The organism is Bacillus xiapuensis, from assembly GCF_002797355.1.
In the GTDB taxonomy this organism is placed as follows: Bacteria; Bacillota; Bacilli; order Bacillales; family Domibacillaceae; genus Bacillus_CE; species Bacillus_CE xiapuensis.
Genome location: NZ_KZ454940.1, coordinates 86,290 through 101,926, shown reverse-complemented (window position 1 = coordinate 101,926; position 15,637 = coordinate 86,290). Strand labels below are relative to the sequence as shown.

At 44.7% G+C, this 15,637-nt stretch carries 17 protein-coding genes, 1 pseudogene and 1 riboswitch; of the genes and pseudogenes, 14 read left to right on the top strand and 4 right to left on the bottom strand.

The genetic code is table 11. From position 1 onward, the window contains the following. Positions 1-3 precede the first annotated feature (3 nt). The 8 genes from CEF20_RS12120 to sufB all read left to right on the top strand — a co-directional run bounded on the left by CEF20_RS12120 (position 4) and on the right by sufB (position 7,241). Positions 4-843, top strand: a complete 840-nt coding sequence (locus CEF20_RS12120) for a MetQ/NlpA family ABC transporter substrate-binding protein (protein ID WP_100332189.1) — start codon at positions 4-6, stop codon at positions 841-843. Between the two features lie 129 nt (positions 844-972). Further along, a complete protein-coding gene (locus CEF20_RS12115) occupies positions 973-1,332 on the top strand; it encodes a carboxymuconolactone decarboxylase family protein (RefSeq protein ID WP_100332188.1) in 360 nt (119 codons plus the stop codon). A gap of 261 nt (positions 1,333-1,593) precedes the next feature. Next, complete coding sequence (locus CEF20_RS16660) at positions 1,594-1,755, top strand: YuzK family famiily protein (RefSeq protein WP_157796274.1); 162 nt, start codon at positions 1,594-1,596, stop codon at positions 1,753-1,755. 281 nt (positions 1,756-2,036) lie between these two features. Next, positions 2,037-2,813 (top strand): Fe-S cluster assembly ATPase SufC, encoded by a 777-nt coding sequence (gene sufC / locus CEF20_RS12110; protein ID WP_100332187.1) that lies wholly within the window; start codon positions 2,037-2,039, stop codon positions 2,811-2,813. Positions 2,814-2,852: 39 nt separating this feature from the next. After that, positions 2,853-4,163 (top strand): Fe-S cluster assembly protein SufD, encoded by a 1,311-nt coding sequence (sufD, locus tag CEF20_RS12105; RefSeq protein WP_100332186.1) that lies wholly within the window; start codon positions 2,853-2,855, stop codon positions 4,161-4,163. Next, positions 4,163-5,392 (top strand): cysteine desulfurase, encoded by a 1,230-nt coding sequence (locus tag CEF20_RS12100; protein ID WP_100332185.1) that lies wholly within the window; start codon positions 4,163-4,165, stop codon positions 5,390-5,392. Before sufD ends, CEF20_RS12100 begins: the two co-directional genes overlap by 1 nt. Beyond that, positions 5,382-5,819 carry a Fe-S cluster assembly sulfur transfer protein SufU gene (sufU, locus tag CEF20_RS12095; RefSeq protein ID WP_100332184.1) on the top strand — a complete coding sequence of 146 codons (438 nt, stop codon included), beginning with the start codon at positions 5,382-5,384 and terminating at the stop codon, positions 5,817-5,819. The genes CEF20_RS12100 and sufU overlap by 11 nt, the downstream gene beginning before the upstream one ends. Before the next feature lie 24 nt (positions 5,820-5,843). Beyond that, complete coding sequence (gene sufB, locus CEF20_RS12090; RefSeq protein WP_100332183.1) at positions 5,844-7,241, top strand: Fe-S cluster assembly protein SufB; 1,398 nt, start codon at positions 5,844-5,846, stop codon at positions 7,239-7,241. A gap of 546 nt (positions 7,242-7,787) precedes the next feature. Here the strand turns inward: sufB and CEF20_RS12080 are convergent. Further along, complete coding sequence (locus tag CEF20_RS12080; protein ID WP_456297911.1) at positions 7,788-8,321, bottom strand: DUF7878 domain-containing protein; 534 nt, start codon at positions 8,319-8,321, stop codon at positions 7,788-7,790. Between the two features lie 108 nt (positions 8,322-8,429). Further along, entirely contained in the window at positions 8,430-8,609 is a 180-nt protein-coding gene (locus tag CEF20_RS12075; protein WP_232713511.1) for a hypothetical protein, read from the bottom strand. A 216-nt stretch (positions 8,610-8,825) separates the two neighbouring features. Here CEF20_RS12075 and CEF20_RS12070 point away from each other — a divergent pair, with 216 nt between their 5' ends. Both CEF20_RS12070 and CEF20_RS17120 read left to right on the top strand, forming a co-directional pair. Further along, on the top strand, positions 8,826-9,107 hold the full coding sequence (locus CEF20_RS12070) for a hypothetical protein (RefSeq protein ID WP_100332181.1): 282 nt from the start codon (positions 8,826-8,828) through the stop codon (positions 9,105-9,107). Positions 9,108-9,577: 470 nt separating this feature from the next. Continuing rightward, positions 9,578-9,995 (top strand): annotated as a pseudogene (locus tag CEF20_RS17120) (zinc ribbon domain-containing protein); the annotation flags it as partial. A gap of 44 nt (positions 9,996-10,039) precedes the next feature. Here CEF20_RS17120 and CEF20_RS12060 read toward each other — a convergent pair. After that, positions 10,040-10,801 (bottom strand): hypothetical protein, encoded by a 762-nt coding sequence (locus CEF20_RS12060; protein ID WP_100332180.1) that lies wholly within the window; start codon positions 10,799-10,801, stop codon positions 10,040-10,042. Between the two features lie 102 nt (positions 10,802-10,903). Then, positions 10,904-11,275 carry a hypothetical protein gene (locus CEF20_RS12055; RefSeq protein ID WP_100332179.1) on the bottom strand — a complete coding sequence of 124 codons (372 nt, stop codon included), beginning with the start codon at positions 11,273-11,275 and terminating at the stop codon, positions 10,904-10,906. A gap of 178 nt (positions 11,276-11,453) precedes the next feature. Here CEF20_RS12055 and CEF20_RS12050 point away from each other — a divergent pair, with 178 nt between their 5' ends. From CEF20_RS12050 to yunB, 4 genes are read left to right on the top strand one after another with little or no spacing between them, the layout of a single operon-like run. Beyond that, a complete protein-coding gene (locus CEF20_RS12050) occupies positions 11,454-12,299 on the top strand; it encodes a DUF72 domain-containing protein (RefSeq protein WP_100332178.1) in 846 nt (281 codons plus the stop codon). Positions 12,300-12,315: 16 nt separating this feature from the next. Further along, entirely contained in the window at positions 12,316-13,137 is an 822-nt protein-coding gene (locus CEF20_RS12045) for a sulfite exporter TauE/SafE family protein (RefSeq protein WP_100332177.1), read from the top strand. Positions 13,138-13,158: 21 nt separating this feature from the next. After that, positions 13,159-14,541 (top strand): bifunctional metallophosphatase/5'-nucleotidase, encoded by a 1,383-nt coding sequence (locus tag CEF20_RS12040; RefSeq protein ID WP_100332176.1) that lies wholly within the window; start codon positions 13,159-13,161, stop codon positions 14,539-14,541. A gap of 52 nt (positions 14,542-14,593) precedes the next feature. Beyond that, positions 14,594-15,346, top strand: a complete 753-nt coding sequence (gene yunB / locus CEF20_RS12035; protein ID WP_232713510.1) for a sporulation protein YunB — start codon at positions 14,594-14,596, stop codon at positions 15,344-15,346. A 68-nt stretch (positions 15,347-15,414) separates the two neighbouring features. Then, positions 15,415-15,598: riboswitch (Lysine riboswitch) on the top strand. The last annotated feature ends 39 nt before the right edge of the window (positions 15,599-15,637 follow it).

The window sequence follows — 15,637 nt, the reverse complement described above, 5'->3', positions numbered from 1 at the left end:
CAAATGAAAAAATGGTTAGCCGCATTATTAACAGCTTCTGTCGTATTGGCTTTGGCCGCGTGCGGAGGCTCAGATGAAAAAGAAAAAGGAAAGTCAGAAGGCGGAAATGACAAGGAGCTGGTCGTTGGAGCCTCTAACGTGCCGCATGCCGCCATTCTAAAAGAAGCGCAGCCTTTAATGAAAGAAAAAGGATACGATCTGAAAATCGAAACATTCCAGGACTACATTTTGCCTAATAAAGCGCTGGATGAAGGCTCTTTAGATGCCAACTATTATCAGCATATTCCATTCTTGGAAAATCAAAAGAAGGAGCACGGCTATAAATTTGAGAACGCTGGCGGCATTCACATCGAACCAATCGGCGTCTATTCTAAGAAATACAAGAGCTTAGATGAACTTCCAAAAGGAGCGAAGATCTTACTGAGCAGCTCAGTTGCTGACCATGGGCGCGTGCTGACATTGCTTGAAAAAGAAGGATTAATCAAGCTCAAAGATGGCGTGAAAAAAGAAGAAGCTACAATTGAAGACATTGCAGAAAATAAAAAAGACTTAGCGTTTGACTATAATTTTGAACCATCCTTCTTACCGCAAGCTTATAACAATGGTGAAGGGGATGCGGTTGTGATCAACTCCAATTTCGCCATCGACAACGGCTTGGATCCAATGAAGGATTCCATTGTCATTGAAGATAAAGAATCACCTTACGTCAATGTGGTCGCTGTCCGCAGCGGTGATGAATCATCCGATAAGATTAAAGCGCTGATCGAAGTTTTACGCTCCAAAGAGATTCAAGATTTTATTAAGAAAGAATGGAATGGCGCCGTTGTTCCAGTATCAGAATAATATAGAAGAAAAGCTTGCGAAAAGAATTCTTTTCGCAAGCTTTTTTCGGTGCGCCTGTTTTTAAGGAAAGAATAAGAAGAAATTGTCCGGTGCATATTATAGGAAGATTAATGGAAGGAGGGACGAAGAATGGAGGAAGAAGAGTATTCTTTCATTGAGGAAGCACTGCTGGAATACAAAGAAGGGCTGGGTGTGTTTGCGGAGAAGATGCCAAAGCTGGCTCATCAATATAATCAGTTTACGGCCACTTGTTTCCAGGAAGGGGAAGTTAGTCAAAAGGAAAAACAATTAATTGCACTTGGGATCAGTGTATTTGCCCAAGATGAATATTGCATCATCTATCATGTAAAGGGATGTTTGGAACAGGGATGCAGCGAGAAAGAGATGTATGAGGCGCTGGGCGTAGCGGCTGCCTTTGGTGCAGGAGCCGTCATGAGTCAAAGTGTCACGCTCGTGCAAGAAGCGATTCGCGAATGGAGCGGGAAATAGGGATCTGTTAATAGAAGGGAAGAATAATCTCACAATAGTTAGAATTCGGGAGAAAAGGGTTTATATTTTAAGAATGCGGTTATATAAAGAGTGTCACTGCTTGAGATCACCCTTGATCAGTTGATAAGCAGTCAAATGCCTTTTGTAGAATAAAGGCAAAACTGTTACGATCAATAGTGTAAATCAATATGATTTAAAAACTGAAAGGATTGATTCCCTATTAACTCGTTACACTCACTCAATTTACAGTACACAGAAGGCATGGAGAAGGCTATGCATGGAGCCCGCGGGGTCGGATATGAGGTGTACAGTCGAAAGCATGAAGTGAGGATGGATGTAGAACGCCAGCGCGAAGAAGAATACGTGGAAAGCCGCCGAATGGTTGCCGATTTCAATCGGAAATTTATCAACCATTTATCATAACCAGCTTGAAGAATGAGAAAAAGCCAGCGACTGCCGCTGGCTTTTGGCATTTATATTGATTCCGGAAATTACCATAAGCCTGCTGGTTTTTCGCGCTTCTTAGGGGAAAGAATAAGGAGAAAACAAGGAGCCGTTTTTTCAGTTTTTTGTTATAATCAAATATCGTATCAAATCGATTCCATCGGTTGAATATAGTTTTAATTTGTTATAATATTGTAATGAGAATAAATTGAGAATGGCAGCGTTCATCGGACATTTTCGATAATAACGGAGGTATAGACATGGCATCTACATTAACGGTTAAAGATTTACACGTAGCAATTGACGGAAAAGAGATTTTAAAAGGTGTGAACCTTGAGATAAAAGGCGGGGAATTCCACGCGATTATGGGACCAAACGGAACAGGTAAATCCACTTTATCTTCCGCTATCATGGGACATCCAAAATACGAAGTCACTCAAGGAAGCATTGAGCTGGACGGCCAAAATGTGCTGGAGATGGACGTGGACGAGCGCGCTCGTGCAGGACTGTTCTTAGCGATGCAATATCCAAGCGAAATCAGCGGCGTAACGAACGCGGATTTCCTTCGCTCTGCAATTAACAGCCGCCGGGAAGAAGGCGATGAAATTTCTCTTATGAAGTTCATCCGCAAAATGGATGAAAAAATGGAATACCTTGAAATGGATCAAGACATGGCGCAGCGCTATTTAAACGAAGGCTTCTCCGGCGGAGAGAAAAAACGGAACGAAATTCTTCAGTTAATGATGATTGAGCCGAAAATCGCAATTCTTGATGAAATCGACTCCGGTCTGGACATCGACGCATTGAAAGTCGTGTCGAAAGGAATCAACGCTATGCGCGGTGAAGATTTCGGCTGCTTAATGATCACTCACTATCAGCGTCTTCTAAACTACATTACCCCGGATCAAGTGCATGTCATGATGCAGGGACGCATAGTAAAATCAGGCGGACCTGAGCTGGCGCAGCGCTTAGAAGCGGAAGGTTATGACTGGATCAAGCAAGAGCTTGGCATCGAAGACGAAACAGTTAGTCAATAACAGCCATTAGACGAAAGCTGGATCATTAGGAGGATGAACATGACTGTAGAAATAAATTTACCAGTAGACCAAGAGTACGTTCGCTCTTTTTCAGCGCAAAAAGGCGAAGCCCAATGGCTGACTGATTTGCGTCTGGCTGCTCTTGAAAAAGCGGAAGAACTGCCGCTTCCAAAAGCGGACAAAACCAAAATTGACAAATGGAACTTCACTCAATTTTCCACTCATGAGGTAAAGAGCGAACCTTTCACGGCTCTTGAAGAGCTTCCGGAAGAAGTCAAAGCATTAGTGGATATCGAAAAAGCGGATAAGAACCTGTACATTCAGCGCAACCAAACGCCTTCCTTCCTTTCTCTGTCAGAGGAGCTGAAAGCGCAAGGAGTGATCTTTACAGATATTTTTACAGCGGTGAAGGAGCATAGTGAGCTCGTTGAAAAGTATTTGATGACAGAAGCGGTGAAGCCATCCGAGCATAAGCTGACTGCTTTGCATGCCGCATTAATCAACGGCGGGGTGTTCTTATATGTTCCGAAGAATATACAAGTCGCTGAGCCAATTCAAGCTGTGTATGTGCACGATAATCCAGATGCTGTTCTTTTCAACCATGTGTTGGTCGTTGCGGAGGAAAACAGCTCTGTCACTTACGTAGAAAACTACGTATCCACAGTGGAAACAGGTGAAGGAATCGCGAACATTATTTCCGAAGTAGTTGCCGGACAGAATGCGGAGGTTGTGTACGGAGCGGTGGATCATCTGTCCAGCGGCATTACTGCTTACGTAAACCGCCGTGCTGTGACCGCTCGTGATGCCCGGGTGGAATGGGCTCTCGGTTTAATGAATGACGGCGACACTGTATCAGAAAATACAACCAACTTAATCGGCGATGGATCTTATGCCGATACGAAAACGGTCGTGGTTGGCCGCGGCAAGCAATCTCAAAACTTTACAACAAAAGTAGTACACTTCGGCAAAAACACAGAAGGATATATCTTAAAGCACGGTGTTATGAAGGACGAAGCAAAATCGATCTTCAACGGCATCGGAAAAATTGAGCATGGCGCCTCTAAATCCAATGCCGAACAGGAATCACGCGTATTGATGCTGAGTGAAAAAGCGCGCGGTGATGCTAACCCGATTCTGCTCATCGATGAAGATGATGTAACAGCCGGCCATGCCGCTTCTGTCGGACGCGTGGATCCTGTGCAGCTGTATTATTTAATGAGCCGGGGAATTACTCGCCAAGAAGCCGAGCGATTAGTCATCCATGGATTCTTAGCACCAGTTGTGGATAAGCTGCCAATTGAAGGAGTTAAAAAGCAATTAACTGAAGTGATCGAAAGGAAAGTTCGCTAATGAATGCGAAAGAAATCAAACAATACTTTCCCATTCTCGATCAAGAAGTCAATGGTCAGCCGCTCGTTTATTTAGATAGCGCTGCGACTTCACAAAAGCCGGTGCAAGTCATAGAAGCGCTGAATAAGTATTATCGGGAGGATAACTCCAATGTTCACCGCGGCGTGCACACGCTTGGCACCCGCGCGACGGATGCTTATGAAGGCACCCGCGATAAGGTGCGCAAGTTCATTAACGCTAAAGCTCGTGAGGAAATTATTTTCACGCGCGGCACGACGACGTCCATCAACACGATTGCGGCAAGCTATGGCCGGGCGAATGTCAAGGAAGGCGATGAAATTGTCATCACCTACATGGAGCACCACAGCAACATCATTCCTTGGCAGCAGCTTGCCAAAGCAACGGGAGCGGCTTTGAAGTATATTCCGCTTCAAGAAAATGGAACGATCTTGCTCGATGATGCGAAGGCAGCCATCACGGATAAGACTAAAATTGTATCAGTGGCGATGGTATCTAACGTGCTGGGCACGGTTAACCCTATTAAAGAAATCGCCGCGATCGCTCACCAGCATGGGGCAGTAATGGTTGTGGACGGCGCTCAAGCTGCTCCGCATATGAAGATCGACGTGCAGGCGATTGATTGCGACTTCCTTGCTTTCTCCGGCCATAAAATGTGCGGTCCTACCGGCATCGGTGTGATGTACGGCAAGAAGGATTTGCTTGAGAAGATGGAACCGATTGAGTTCGGCGGAGAAATGATTGATTTTGTCGGTTTGTATGAATCCACTTGGAAAGAGCTTCCGTGGAAGTTTGAAGGCGGCACTCCGATTATTGCCGGAGCGATTGGATTAGGAGCAGCGATCGACTTTCTTGAGGAAATCGGCCTTGATGAAATTGAGCGCTATGAGCATCGTCTGGCCGCTTATGCGATGGAAAAGATGAGCGAGATCAAAGGTATGGAGATTTATGGCCCTCGCATAGGCGAGGAGCGCGCCGGATTGGTGACATTCAACTTAGCCGATGTTCATCCGCATGATGTGGCAACGGTTCTGGATGCTGAAGGGATCGCTGTCCGCGCTGGACACCATTGCGCCCAGCCGCTGATGAAATGGCTGGATGTCTCCGCAACAGCCAGAGCCAGCTTTTATTTATACAATACCGAAGAAGAGGTTGATAAGCTCGTTCAAGGGCTTCTCAAAACAAAGGAGTATTTTAGCGATGTCTTTTAATAATTTAGACCAGCTGTACCGGCAAGTGATCATGGATCATTACAAAAATCCACGCAACAAGGGACAGCTTGAAGACGGCAGCTTAACGGTAGATATGAACAATCCGACTTGCGGTGACCGCATTCATTTAACCTTGAATGTAGAAGACGGAAAAGTAAAGGAAGCGAAATTCGAAGGCGAAGGCTGCTCCATTTCCATGGCCTCCGCTTCGATGATGACGCAGGCCATTAAAGGAAAAGATATTGAAACAGCGTTAAAGCTCTCTCAGGTGTTTTCTGATATGATGCAGGGAAATGACTACCCGGAAGATATAGATTTAGGTGATATTGAAGCGCTGCAGGGAGTGGCGAAATTCCCCGCTCGAATTAAATGTGCGACTTTGTCATGGAAGGCCATGGAAAAAGGCTTAAAAGAGAACGAGCAATAACCATTACGACAGGAGGAATGTAACATGGCAAAAAAAATGCCGGAAATCGGGGATTACAAGTACGGTTTTAGAGATAAAGATGTGTCCGTTTATCGTTCAGAGCGCGGCTTAACTCGCGAAATCGTAGAAGAAATCTCTAAAATGAAAGAAGAACCCCAATGGATGCTGGACTTCCGCTTGAAGTCGCTTGAACACTTTTATGAAATGCCGATGCCGCAATGGGGAGGAGATCTTTCCTCTTTAAGCTTCGATGAAATTACTTATTACGTCAAGCCATCGGAGAAATCAGAGCGTTCTTGGGATGAAGTGCCTGAAGAGATCAAACAAACTTTTGATAAGCTCGGGATTCCAGAAGCGGAACAAAAATACCTTGCCGGTGTCTCTGCCCAATATGAATCGGAAGTTGTTTACCACAATATGAAAGAGGACTTGGAAGAAATGGGCATCGTCTTTAAAGACACGGATTCTGCCCTTAAAGAAAATGAAGATATTTTCCGCCAATACTGGGCCAAGGTGATTCCGCCGACAGACAATAAATTTGCCGCATTAAATTCAGCTGTATGGTCAGGAGGTTCCTTCATCTATGTTCCCCCTGGCGTGAAAGTCGATACACCGCTGCAAGCATACTTCCGCATTAATTCAGAGAATATGGGACAATTTGAACGCACGCTGATCATTGTCGACGAAGGCGCGAGCGTCCATTACGTGGAGGGCTGTACTGCGCCGGTATACACCACGAACTCGCTGCACAGTGCGGTCGTAGAAATTTTTGTCAACAAAGACGCCTACTGCCGTTATACCACCATCCAAAACTGGGCCAACAACGTATACAACCTGGTAACCAAGCGCGCGGTCTGTGAAGCGAATGCGACAATGGAATGGATCGACGGCAATATCGGTTCGAAATTAACGATGAAATATCCAGCCGTGATCTTAAAAGGCGAAGGCGCCCGCGGCATGACCCTTTCCATCGCCATCGCCGGCAAAGGCCAGCATCAGGATGCAGGAGCGAAAATGATTCACCTGGCGCCAAACACTTCTTCCACGATCGTATCCAAATCGATTTCTAAACACGGAGGGAAAGTGACGTACCGCGGAATCGTTCACTTTGGACGCAAAGCGGAAGGTGCCCGCGCTAACATCGAATGTGACACTTTAATTATGGATAATCAATCAACTTCTGATACAATTCCATACAACGAAATTTTAAACGACAACATCTCTTTAGAGCATGAAGCAAAGGTATCGAAAGTATCAGAAGAACAGCTATTCTACTTGATGAGCCGCGGCGTTTCCGAAGCCGAAGCCACAGAAATGATCGTCATGGGCTTCATCGAGCCATTCACAAAAGAACTTCCAATGGAATACGCGGTCGAAATGAACCGCTTAATCAAGTTCGAGATGGAAGGTTCTATCGGTTAATATCAAAAAAACCTTGGTGTAATAGGGATTACACCAAGGTTTTTATTATGCGAAATTTGAGTCGTGCCGATTTTGTGCCGATTCAGATTTTTCTTGCGTATATGCAGCGAATTTATTGAGTTCATCTTCTTCTATTTTATCTGTGATATCGAGATACGGATCGGCTGTCGTTTTAATCATGTCATCTTCGAGTCGTCTGGATGGTTTGCGCCTGCTTTTAGGGATAAAACAGCGTGTGTAGACCTAAAAGCATTTGCGCTTTTATATTCATCAAGTCATGCTTGTAGGCAATAGCCTGTGAATATTTCACGCACGGTTGAGGGAGTCATGTAGTTGCCTTTGTTACGAATGAATTTATCGTACTTTAGAATCCATTCATTTTGCAGCTTCCTGAACAAGCTAAGCATTTCCGCAGCACCATCAAGTTTACGTTTCGATAAGATAAAGGAGTTTTAAGTGCAGTAATCTTTAAAGTGTTCATATCGTCACGAGATGTTTTTATTATTACTTGACATGGGGGGAGTTCAATATGCCCAGCTTCACGCTTTACATATCTTCTGAGTCCATCTCCCTATACATCGGAATATGTCTCAAGAACTTTTCTAGATCAATTTCAAAATATTCTTCAATAGCTTTTTTTAATGAAGATTCTAGAGCCATGAATTTATCCTTTATATATGAAATATCAAATACATTATAAAGGTCTTCTTGTGACCAAATAGATTTTAATTTTGCTTTATCTCCTCCAAAAAGGATTAGAGATAAAATTGCTCCGTCTTCATAATCGTCATATTCAATCGTGTAGTAATGAAACTCTTGCACTTTATTTAAAGCATCTGTTCTTTCTTTCCATTCATAAAGGTACTTATAGAATTCTAAAATGGGGAATTCCTCTTCATCAAAATAGCAGTCGGCATCTATAAAAATACTAAAATTAGCAGTGATATCCAAAATTGAGGAGACATCTTTTCTTTGTTTATTTGAGATGTCACCTGCGTCACTGGTAAAGTTATAGTGAAACTTTACTTGGCTGAATGTGCTGTCCGTATTTTTCCCTCCGTAATCACAGACGACTTTTATTTTCGTTTTCCCTGTAGTTCCTGCATTTGAGCAATGTTGAAATGTATGGTAAATGACAATTTCACGCGTGTGGATTAACCGAATTTATCCAGATCTTTCCCATCATGATCAAGATAATAGAACAGAAATAAGACCATCTGATTCCGCCATGACAAGGTACTGGATCAACGTTTTCACATTCAGTTTTCGTGCGGTGTCCTCATAACCAACGAGTTCAATCAATGGCTGTAGTTCTTCATCAGAAATAAACTTTTGAATCAAATTCGGGAACATGGTATTCGGTTTCATAGGGGACATTTCTTCTCGATTATGTTCCGTCGTACTTACATTTTACAAGAAGGTGCCCTTTTTGGCGTCTTTGTATTGGGTTTAATAGCTGAAGAAAAGTTATTGTTTTTCTCATCATTTTTTTTGGCTGTCTCACATAGTATCTTTAATTTCTGATGATGGAAAAAATGTAAAAAAAGGAATGGTGGATTTGATTAGAAAGAGGAGAATAACGGTATGACTATTATGGGACGTTCAATGTTAGTATTTTTTATAACCTTTATTATTGGTTTTTGCGCCGTGCAACTGGTGATGATTACCATCGACTTAGAGCCAGGTGAAAAAATAGGAGAAGACTGGTATTTGATTAAGAGTTATGAAGAACGGGAGCTTAAAGAAGGCGATGAAGTGTATATTGAAACAAGTGTAAAGCATGGAACAGGAACTATCTATTTACCTTTAATAGCCGGAGTGGGTGTTGCACTGCTGTACTTCATAACCAGGATACTAAAAAAGTAGTTAGAGGAGAGCAGATTGTGATATAGACAAAGCATGTTTTCTACACGATAAGACGGCTATAGATGGAAAAAACTTAGTTTTCCCTTTTTTTTGAAGGCAAAATCATTCATTCCCGAGAAAGGGAGACGGCTTCCTTTCCGGTATATCCATGTTTTTTATAAGCCGAAGCAGCGTGTCATGGCTGACAGGAATAGAAAGAGCTTTACATGATATTTCTGCGGCCAAGCTGTTTGTAGAATGAGTCAACTTCTTGGTCTGCTTTCTAGATACGCTTCATTCACTAATTGGTGGATAGCGTGAGTAATGAGCGCGGATGCTGAGATTTTTTGGCACATTTTATCTATACAAAATAATTTAGGTGAAACGATATCATTTGGAATAATGAGGTTTATAAAATAAAAATCATATCGGGCCAAACATTGAATAAATGTTAGAAGTAATAGTGATTATACAAAGATTCTTTTGATTAGCATGAGCAACGCATTAAGGCTGCATGTATTAAGGAAAAAATACAAAATGCAAGACGTGATTACTTGCATAAAGTCTCTACTGATATGCTCAAAAACACAAAGTAGCCAAAGCCATAAGCGCAGAATCATGGTCACAGTTCAGAAACATGCCGGAGTACATAGCTAACCGTACGGAAAACAAGTGGTGGCTGTATCCAAAGTATTTGCTTCTTCTCCACTTTGTTCGGGCTGTGGTTACCGCCTTAAAGACGTTAAGAATCTCGCATTGCGTGAATGGACTTATCCATCTTGTGAAAGCCGTCACGATAGAGATCGCAATGCAAGTATAGATCTTGAAAATGAAGAGATAAGACTTCCGGGGATGGCCGAATCAATAACTGGCGATTACGCTGATGTTCTTAATAATCCCCCACTTTAAATAGCTCGTAAGAGTATTAAGTGGGGGGAGTTCAAAGGGGTGGCTTAGTCGCAATCTTTCGGACAGCCGGGAGCAAAACCTTCGTTGTACAAGCTTAGCGGCGATTGAATTTCCGCTGCTTTGGATGATCCTTCTTCAGGGGATTCGGCAAGAAACGTGTGAGCGGCTTCGATGGCTTCTTCTGCAAAGGAACACTTGGCGCCATTTAGCCCATTCAGCTGAGCTGTCAGAAGCTGTGCGTATAATAGCTGGTACTGCTGGGCTAAAGGCTGAGTGACTGGGGCAGGCGGAGAAGTTGTGCGGAATGATAAGACAGCTTCGGCATTTGCTGGCGTCACGATCAGGCTCAGGCCGTGCCCTTCCTTTCCTAATATCAGTTCCCCTCCGGCTTTGGCGATTAAGGCTAGTGTTACGCCCATGTTTTCTCGATAAAAGCTAATTGGCTGTGTGCATCCACCATGAGTCCGGCATTCTCCCATACCGGGTCTTCCGCAAATGACGCCTGTTTGGCCGGTGGATGGCACTGCATCGAAAGTAACATCAAACTGGGCGCATAGATCCTGCGCCACGATAAAGGAGCACTTCTCCTTAATGGAAGGAAGCCGATCGAGAAATCGCGGGTTGCCAATGCAGGTTGTTTTGGTCTCACCGGGAGTGACAACTGGGGCAATGATCAGCTCGGCTACCTCCGTCACTGTTTCGTTGAAAGTTCTCGTACATCCGTTCTCTGGCTTAGGGGGCTTTGAATTTTGCAGCGCAGAAGCTGAGGCTTCTTTATCGCTTGGTTTATGGCTGTTTGCCGCCATTTTTAGGCACATCCTTTCTCTTGTTCTGCTATAGTAGATGAACAAAAGCTGAATATGTCCTATGACGGTTCCCTCATTTTAAGCGAAATGAGCATTTCGCTGTTACCGATTGTCGGTTTGGCTCTTGTCTTCCCGATGATCGGCATCTATGCGGCAAAGGATGCCTTGCTGATCAATTTCCACTTCCGCATCAAAGTGAAGCGGAATGCGCAGGCAGAGCTCTTGCTCAACGACAAACTTGCATTGGCTTTTTTCCGCAGCTTTTTTCTTATGATGATGCTTTTTCGTATGAGGCAATTCTTGTCGCTCCTGCGGCTTGCAGCACTCAATTTCCGGATCTGACATATATACGCGGGGCTGGACCGTCACGAACGCTTCGACCACGATCTTCTTATCCACAAACTGAGTGCATTCCTCGTTTGGTGTTCGTTTCCTCTGTTCCATGAGGTCTTTCCTTTCTTGATTGTCCGTCATTGCTTCATTCCTCCTCATAGATAAATCCTTTTATTATTACATTCCCTCCTTTCGCAGATGGTGCTGGGCTGCTTTGTCATATTTGATCATCATCCTGAATGTTCGGTTGAGTGCGGGATGGGGTAAAAATGCAGCAGAAAAGAGAAAATATGATAAAATGGTACAAGAGGTGAGAACGTTGTTATATATTGGCGTAACAGGCTGGGGCGATCATGATTCCCTGTACCCGGATGGAACCGCTCCTCGCGATAAGCTGCAGGAATATGCCGCGCATTTTCCTATTGTGGAGCTGGATGCCAGCTTTTATGCTGTGCAGCCGCTGAGGAATATGCAAAAATGGGTGAGTGAGACGCCGGATCGCTTTCAATTTATCGTCAAGGCGTACCAAGGAATGACGGGGCATGAGCGCGGTGAAATTCCGTTTGAGTCGAAAGAGCAGATGTTTCAAGCGTTCAAGAGTTCCTTAGAGCCAATGAAAGCAGCGGGCAAGCTCGCGATGGTACTGTTCCAATTCCCTCCATGGTTTGATTGCCAGAGAAAGAATGTCCATTATTTGCGCTATTGTAAAGAGGAAATGGGAGATTTGCCGCTGGCTGTTGAGTTTCGCCATCAATCGTGGTACTCATCCGCTTATATGGAGCAAACGCTTCACATTATTGAGAAGGAAGGATGGATTCACACCGTATGTGATGAACCTCAAGCGGGTGAAGGCTCTGTTCCGATTATATTACAGGCTACGGATTCGAAGAAAACGCTCGTTCGCTTGCACGGCCGCAATCAGCACGGCTGGATGAAACAAAGCAATAAAGATTGGCGCAAAGTGCGATACCTGTATCGGTACAGTGATAATGAGTTAAAGCAGTGGACCTCATTCGCTGCCGAGCTGCAGAAACAAAGCGAGGATGTCTATATATTATTCAATAATAATTCAGGCGGGGATGCGGCGGATAATGCTAAACGCATGATCGAATTGGCCGAAGTGAAGTATGATCATTTGGCTTCGCGCCAGCTTGGTTTATTTTAAAGGAGTGATCTAGAGCATGGAATGGTTCGTGTTGATTGCGATCGGATTGGCTGCCGGATCGCTCGGAGCGCTTGTAGGGCTTGGCGGAGGCATCATCATTGTGCCCGCTTTATTATTTTTCGCGACATCGACAAGCCTGCTGATGAACCTGTCGCCGCAGCAGGCTGTCGGCACATCGCTCGTCATTATGATCTTCACAGGCCTGTCCTCGACGCTTGCCTATATGAAGCATAAGACGGTGGATTATAAAAGCGGATTGATTTTCTTTGCTGGCAGCGGACCGGGGGGGATTGCCGGTGCCTATGTAAATAAAATGCTGGACATGGACTCATTCAATATTTATTTTGGCTTTTTTATGATTCTAATGGCGTTCGTGTTAATGATCCGTTCGAAGGTTAAGCCGCTGCCTTCCAGACAAAGAGGAGGCATATTGCGGGAATTTACTGAGCCGGACGGGGATGTTTATACATATAGTTTTCAGCCGGGAACGGCCTTGATCATTGCGTTTATCGTAGGATTCTGTTCAGGAATCTTCGGAATAGGCGGCGGCTCGTTAATGGTGCCAGCGATGATTTTGTTATTTTCGTTCCCTCCCCATGTTGCAGTAGCGACATCAATGTTTATGATTTTTTTGTCGGCGCTTGTCAGTTCAGTCACTCATGTGGCGCTGGGAAACGTGGTCTGGCTCTATGCCGCTGCATTAATTCCAGGCGCTTGGTTTGGCGCGAAGTTTGGCGCCTATTTAAATTCAAGGCTGAAATCCAATACGCTCGTCTTGGTGCTGCGAGTCATTCTGATCATGGTCGGCATCCGCTTGATTTATCAAGGGCTTGTTTGACGCCGGAAACGGGGTGGAACTTTGAGGAAAACAATTCATATTTATCATACAAACGATCTCCATAGCCATTTTGAGAACTGGCCGCGTATTCGCCGCTTTTTACAAGAAAGAAAAAGCTGGCATCAGGAAGCAGGGGAAGAAGTATTTTTATTTGATCTCGGTGATCATGTCGACCGTTCCCATCCGCTGACAGAGGGCACGCTTGGTCAAGCTAACGTCGAGCTGCTGAATCAGGCGCAAGTGAACGCTGGGACGATCGGCAATAATGAAGGAATTACTTTGCCGAAGGAAGCGCTTGATCGGCTGTATCAGCGGGCGGACTTTCCAGTTGTTGTGGCTAATCTGTACGATTCGGATGGCGGCCGTCCTTCCTGGGCTCGCCCGTCTTATCTGTTTGAAATGGCAAATGGAATGAAATTGGGCGTGACAGGGGTGACGGCTTTTTTTCAAGCATCCTATGAGGAACTGGGCTGGAAGCTTTCTCATCCGCATGATGAGCTGAAGCAGCAGGTGGTTCAATTGAAGCAGCAAGCGGATATGATCATTGTCCTGTCCCACTTAGGCATTCATGATGATGAAAAAATCGCCGCGGACCATGCAGATGTGGATGTCGTGCTGGGTGCTCATACCCATCATTTGCTTCATGAAGGCAAAGATATACACGGTACATTGCTGGCGGCTGCCGGGAAATTTGGCTATTATGTCGGTCATGTGGAGCTGGAGATCGACTTGGAAACGAAAAGCATCGTCTCTAAAAAAGCAAGCGTTTATCGAACGAGTGAAGAGCTGGAGGCGCCTCCAGGAGAGAAGGAGCAAATTGAGCAATTCTATGAGCAGGGCAAAAAATCGCTGCAGCAGCCAGTCGTTCAATTGCCGAGCCCGCTTAGCTGCTGCTGGTTTGAGCCTTCTGAGCTTCCGTCCATTCTTTGTGAGGCGCTTACGGAATGGTGCGAAGCCGATTGCGGATTTTTAAATGCCGGCGTCGTGCTTGATGGGCTGGAGGCCGGAATGGTTACGAGATATGATCTTCACCGCATTCTGCCCCATCCGATAAATCCATGCGCCGTGGAGCTGACCGGCGCGGAGCTAAAAGAAGTGATGAAGCAGACATTTAATGAAGAATGGCCGCACTTAACAGTGAAAGGGCTTGGCTTTCGCGGGAAAGTCATGGGACAATTTGTCTTTGACCGCATGGAAGCGGATATGAAGCGCTACTTGTTTCGAGTCAACGGACGCGACATCGTTGCCGGCAGAACCTACCGGCTAGCAACATTGGATATGTTTACGTACGGCTATTTCTTTCCGCAGCTGCAGCGGGCGGCTAGTAAAAAGTATTTTATGCCTGAATTTTTGCGCGACGTCTTGGAATGGAAGCTGCTCCAGCTGAATTCTCAATCAAAATGAAAATATCTCTCCTTTGAAAAGCATACATATGCTTAGTAAAGGAGGGATTTTTTTGGCTGCAGCGAGAAAATGGAAGGCTAAAAGAGGGCCGCTCCCTCTTCCGTACGTACTGCTGATCACATTGATCTTGTTCTCGTTTTCTACGGCGGTAAGTTTATGGCTGATCAATAAGAATGTCAAGCCAACGCTGATTGGGTATGCGCAAACGGAAACGAGAAAAATAGCGGCGATGGTAATCAGCAAAGCCATTAATAAAAAGGTTGCTCATGTGATGGACATTAACGATATTATCGAAACTGTGCCAGGCGATACGACCACGACCAAATTCAATACGAAAATTATTAACCGTGTGATGGCCGAGACGACAAATCTCGTACAATTAAATTTAAAAGAAGCGGAAAGAGGAAACCTGCAGGCGCTTGAGCTCGTGTCAGATGTGGAAATTGAAAATGAAGAAACGGAAAATTCGGAAGGAATCGTGTATTCCGTACCGCTCGGGCAAGTAACGAACAACGCGTTATTAGGAAACCTCGGACCCCGCATCCCAGTGCGATTTCATGCGATTGGCGATGTGAAATCCAACGTAAAGACCCAAGTCAAGCCGTATGGGATTAATAATGCATTTGTGGAAGTCTTCATTGAGATAGAAGTAGGTGTGCAAATTATCGTACCGTTTGCCACGGAATTAACAACCGTCAAACAAGATATTCCAGTGGCGATGGGCATGATTCATGGTGAAGTGCCAGAATTTTATAACGGCAGCGGCCAAGGAGGCAATCCGTCTATTCAGCTGCCCGCCAACTAAAAAGGTCTTGGCAAGTGGCCGAATAACTGTTACTATAGTAATAATTAAATAATAACCTTATCAAAATCCGATGGGGTAGAGGCTGCAGAATTGATGAGTATATCGCGCGAGGATGACAACGTTGACCGCGATGGAAAGGTGATTTTGCCGAAGCGTCAAAGAAGGGTCAGGGTCTTTGATGTTGGGGTTACCTTGAATAAGGGTAACACTCTCATTAGCAGCGAAAGGCTGCGATGGGGAGCTACAGATCAGGATGGAGGAATAACTTGCATTACAAAGGTAATGATAGAT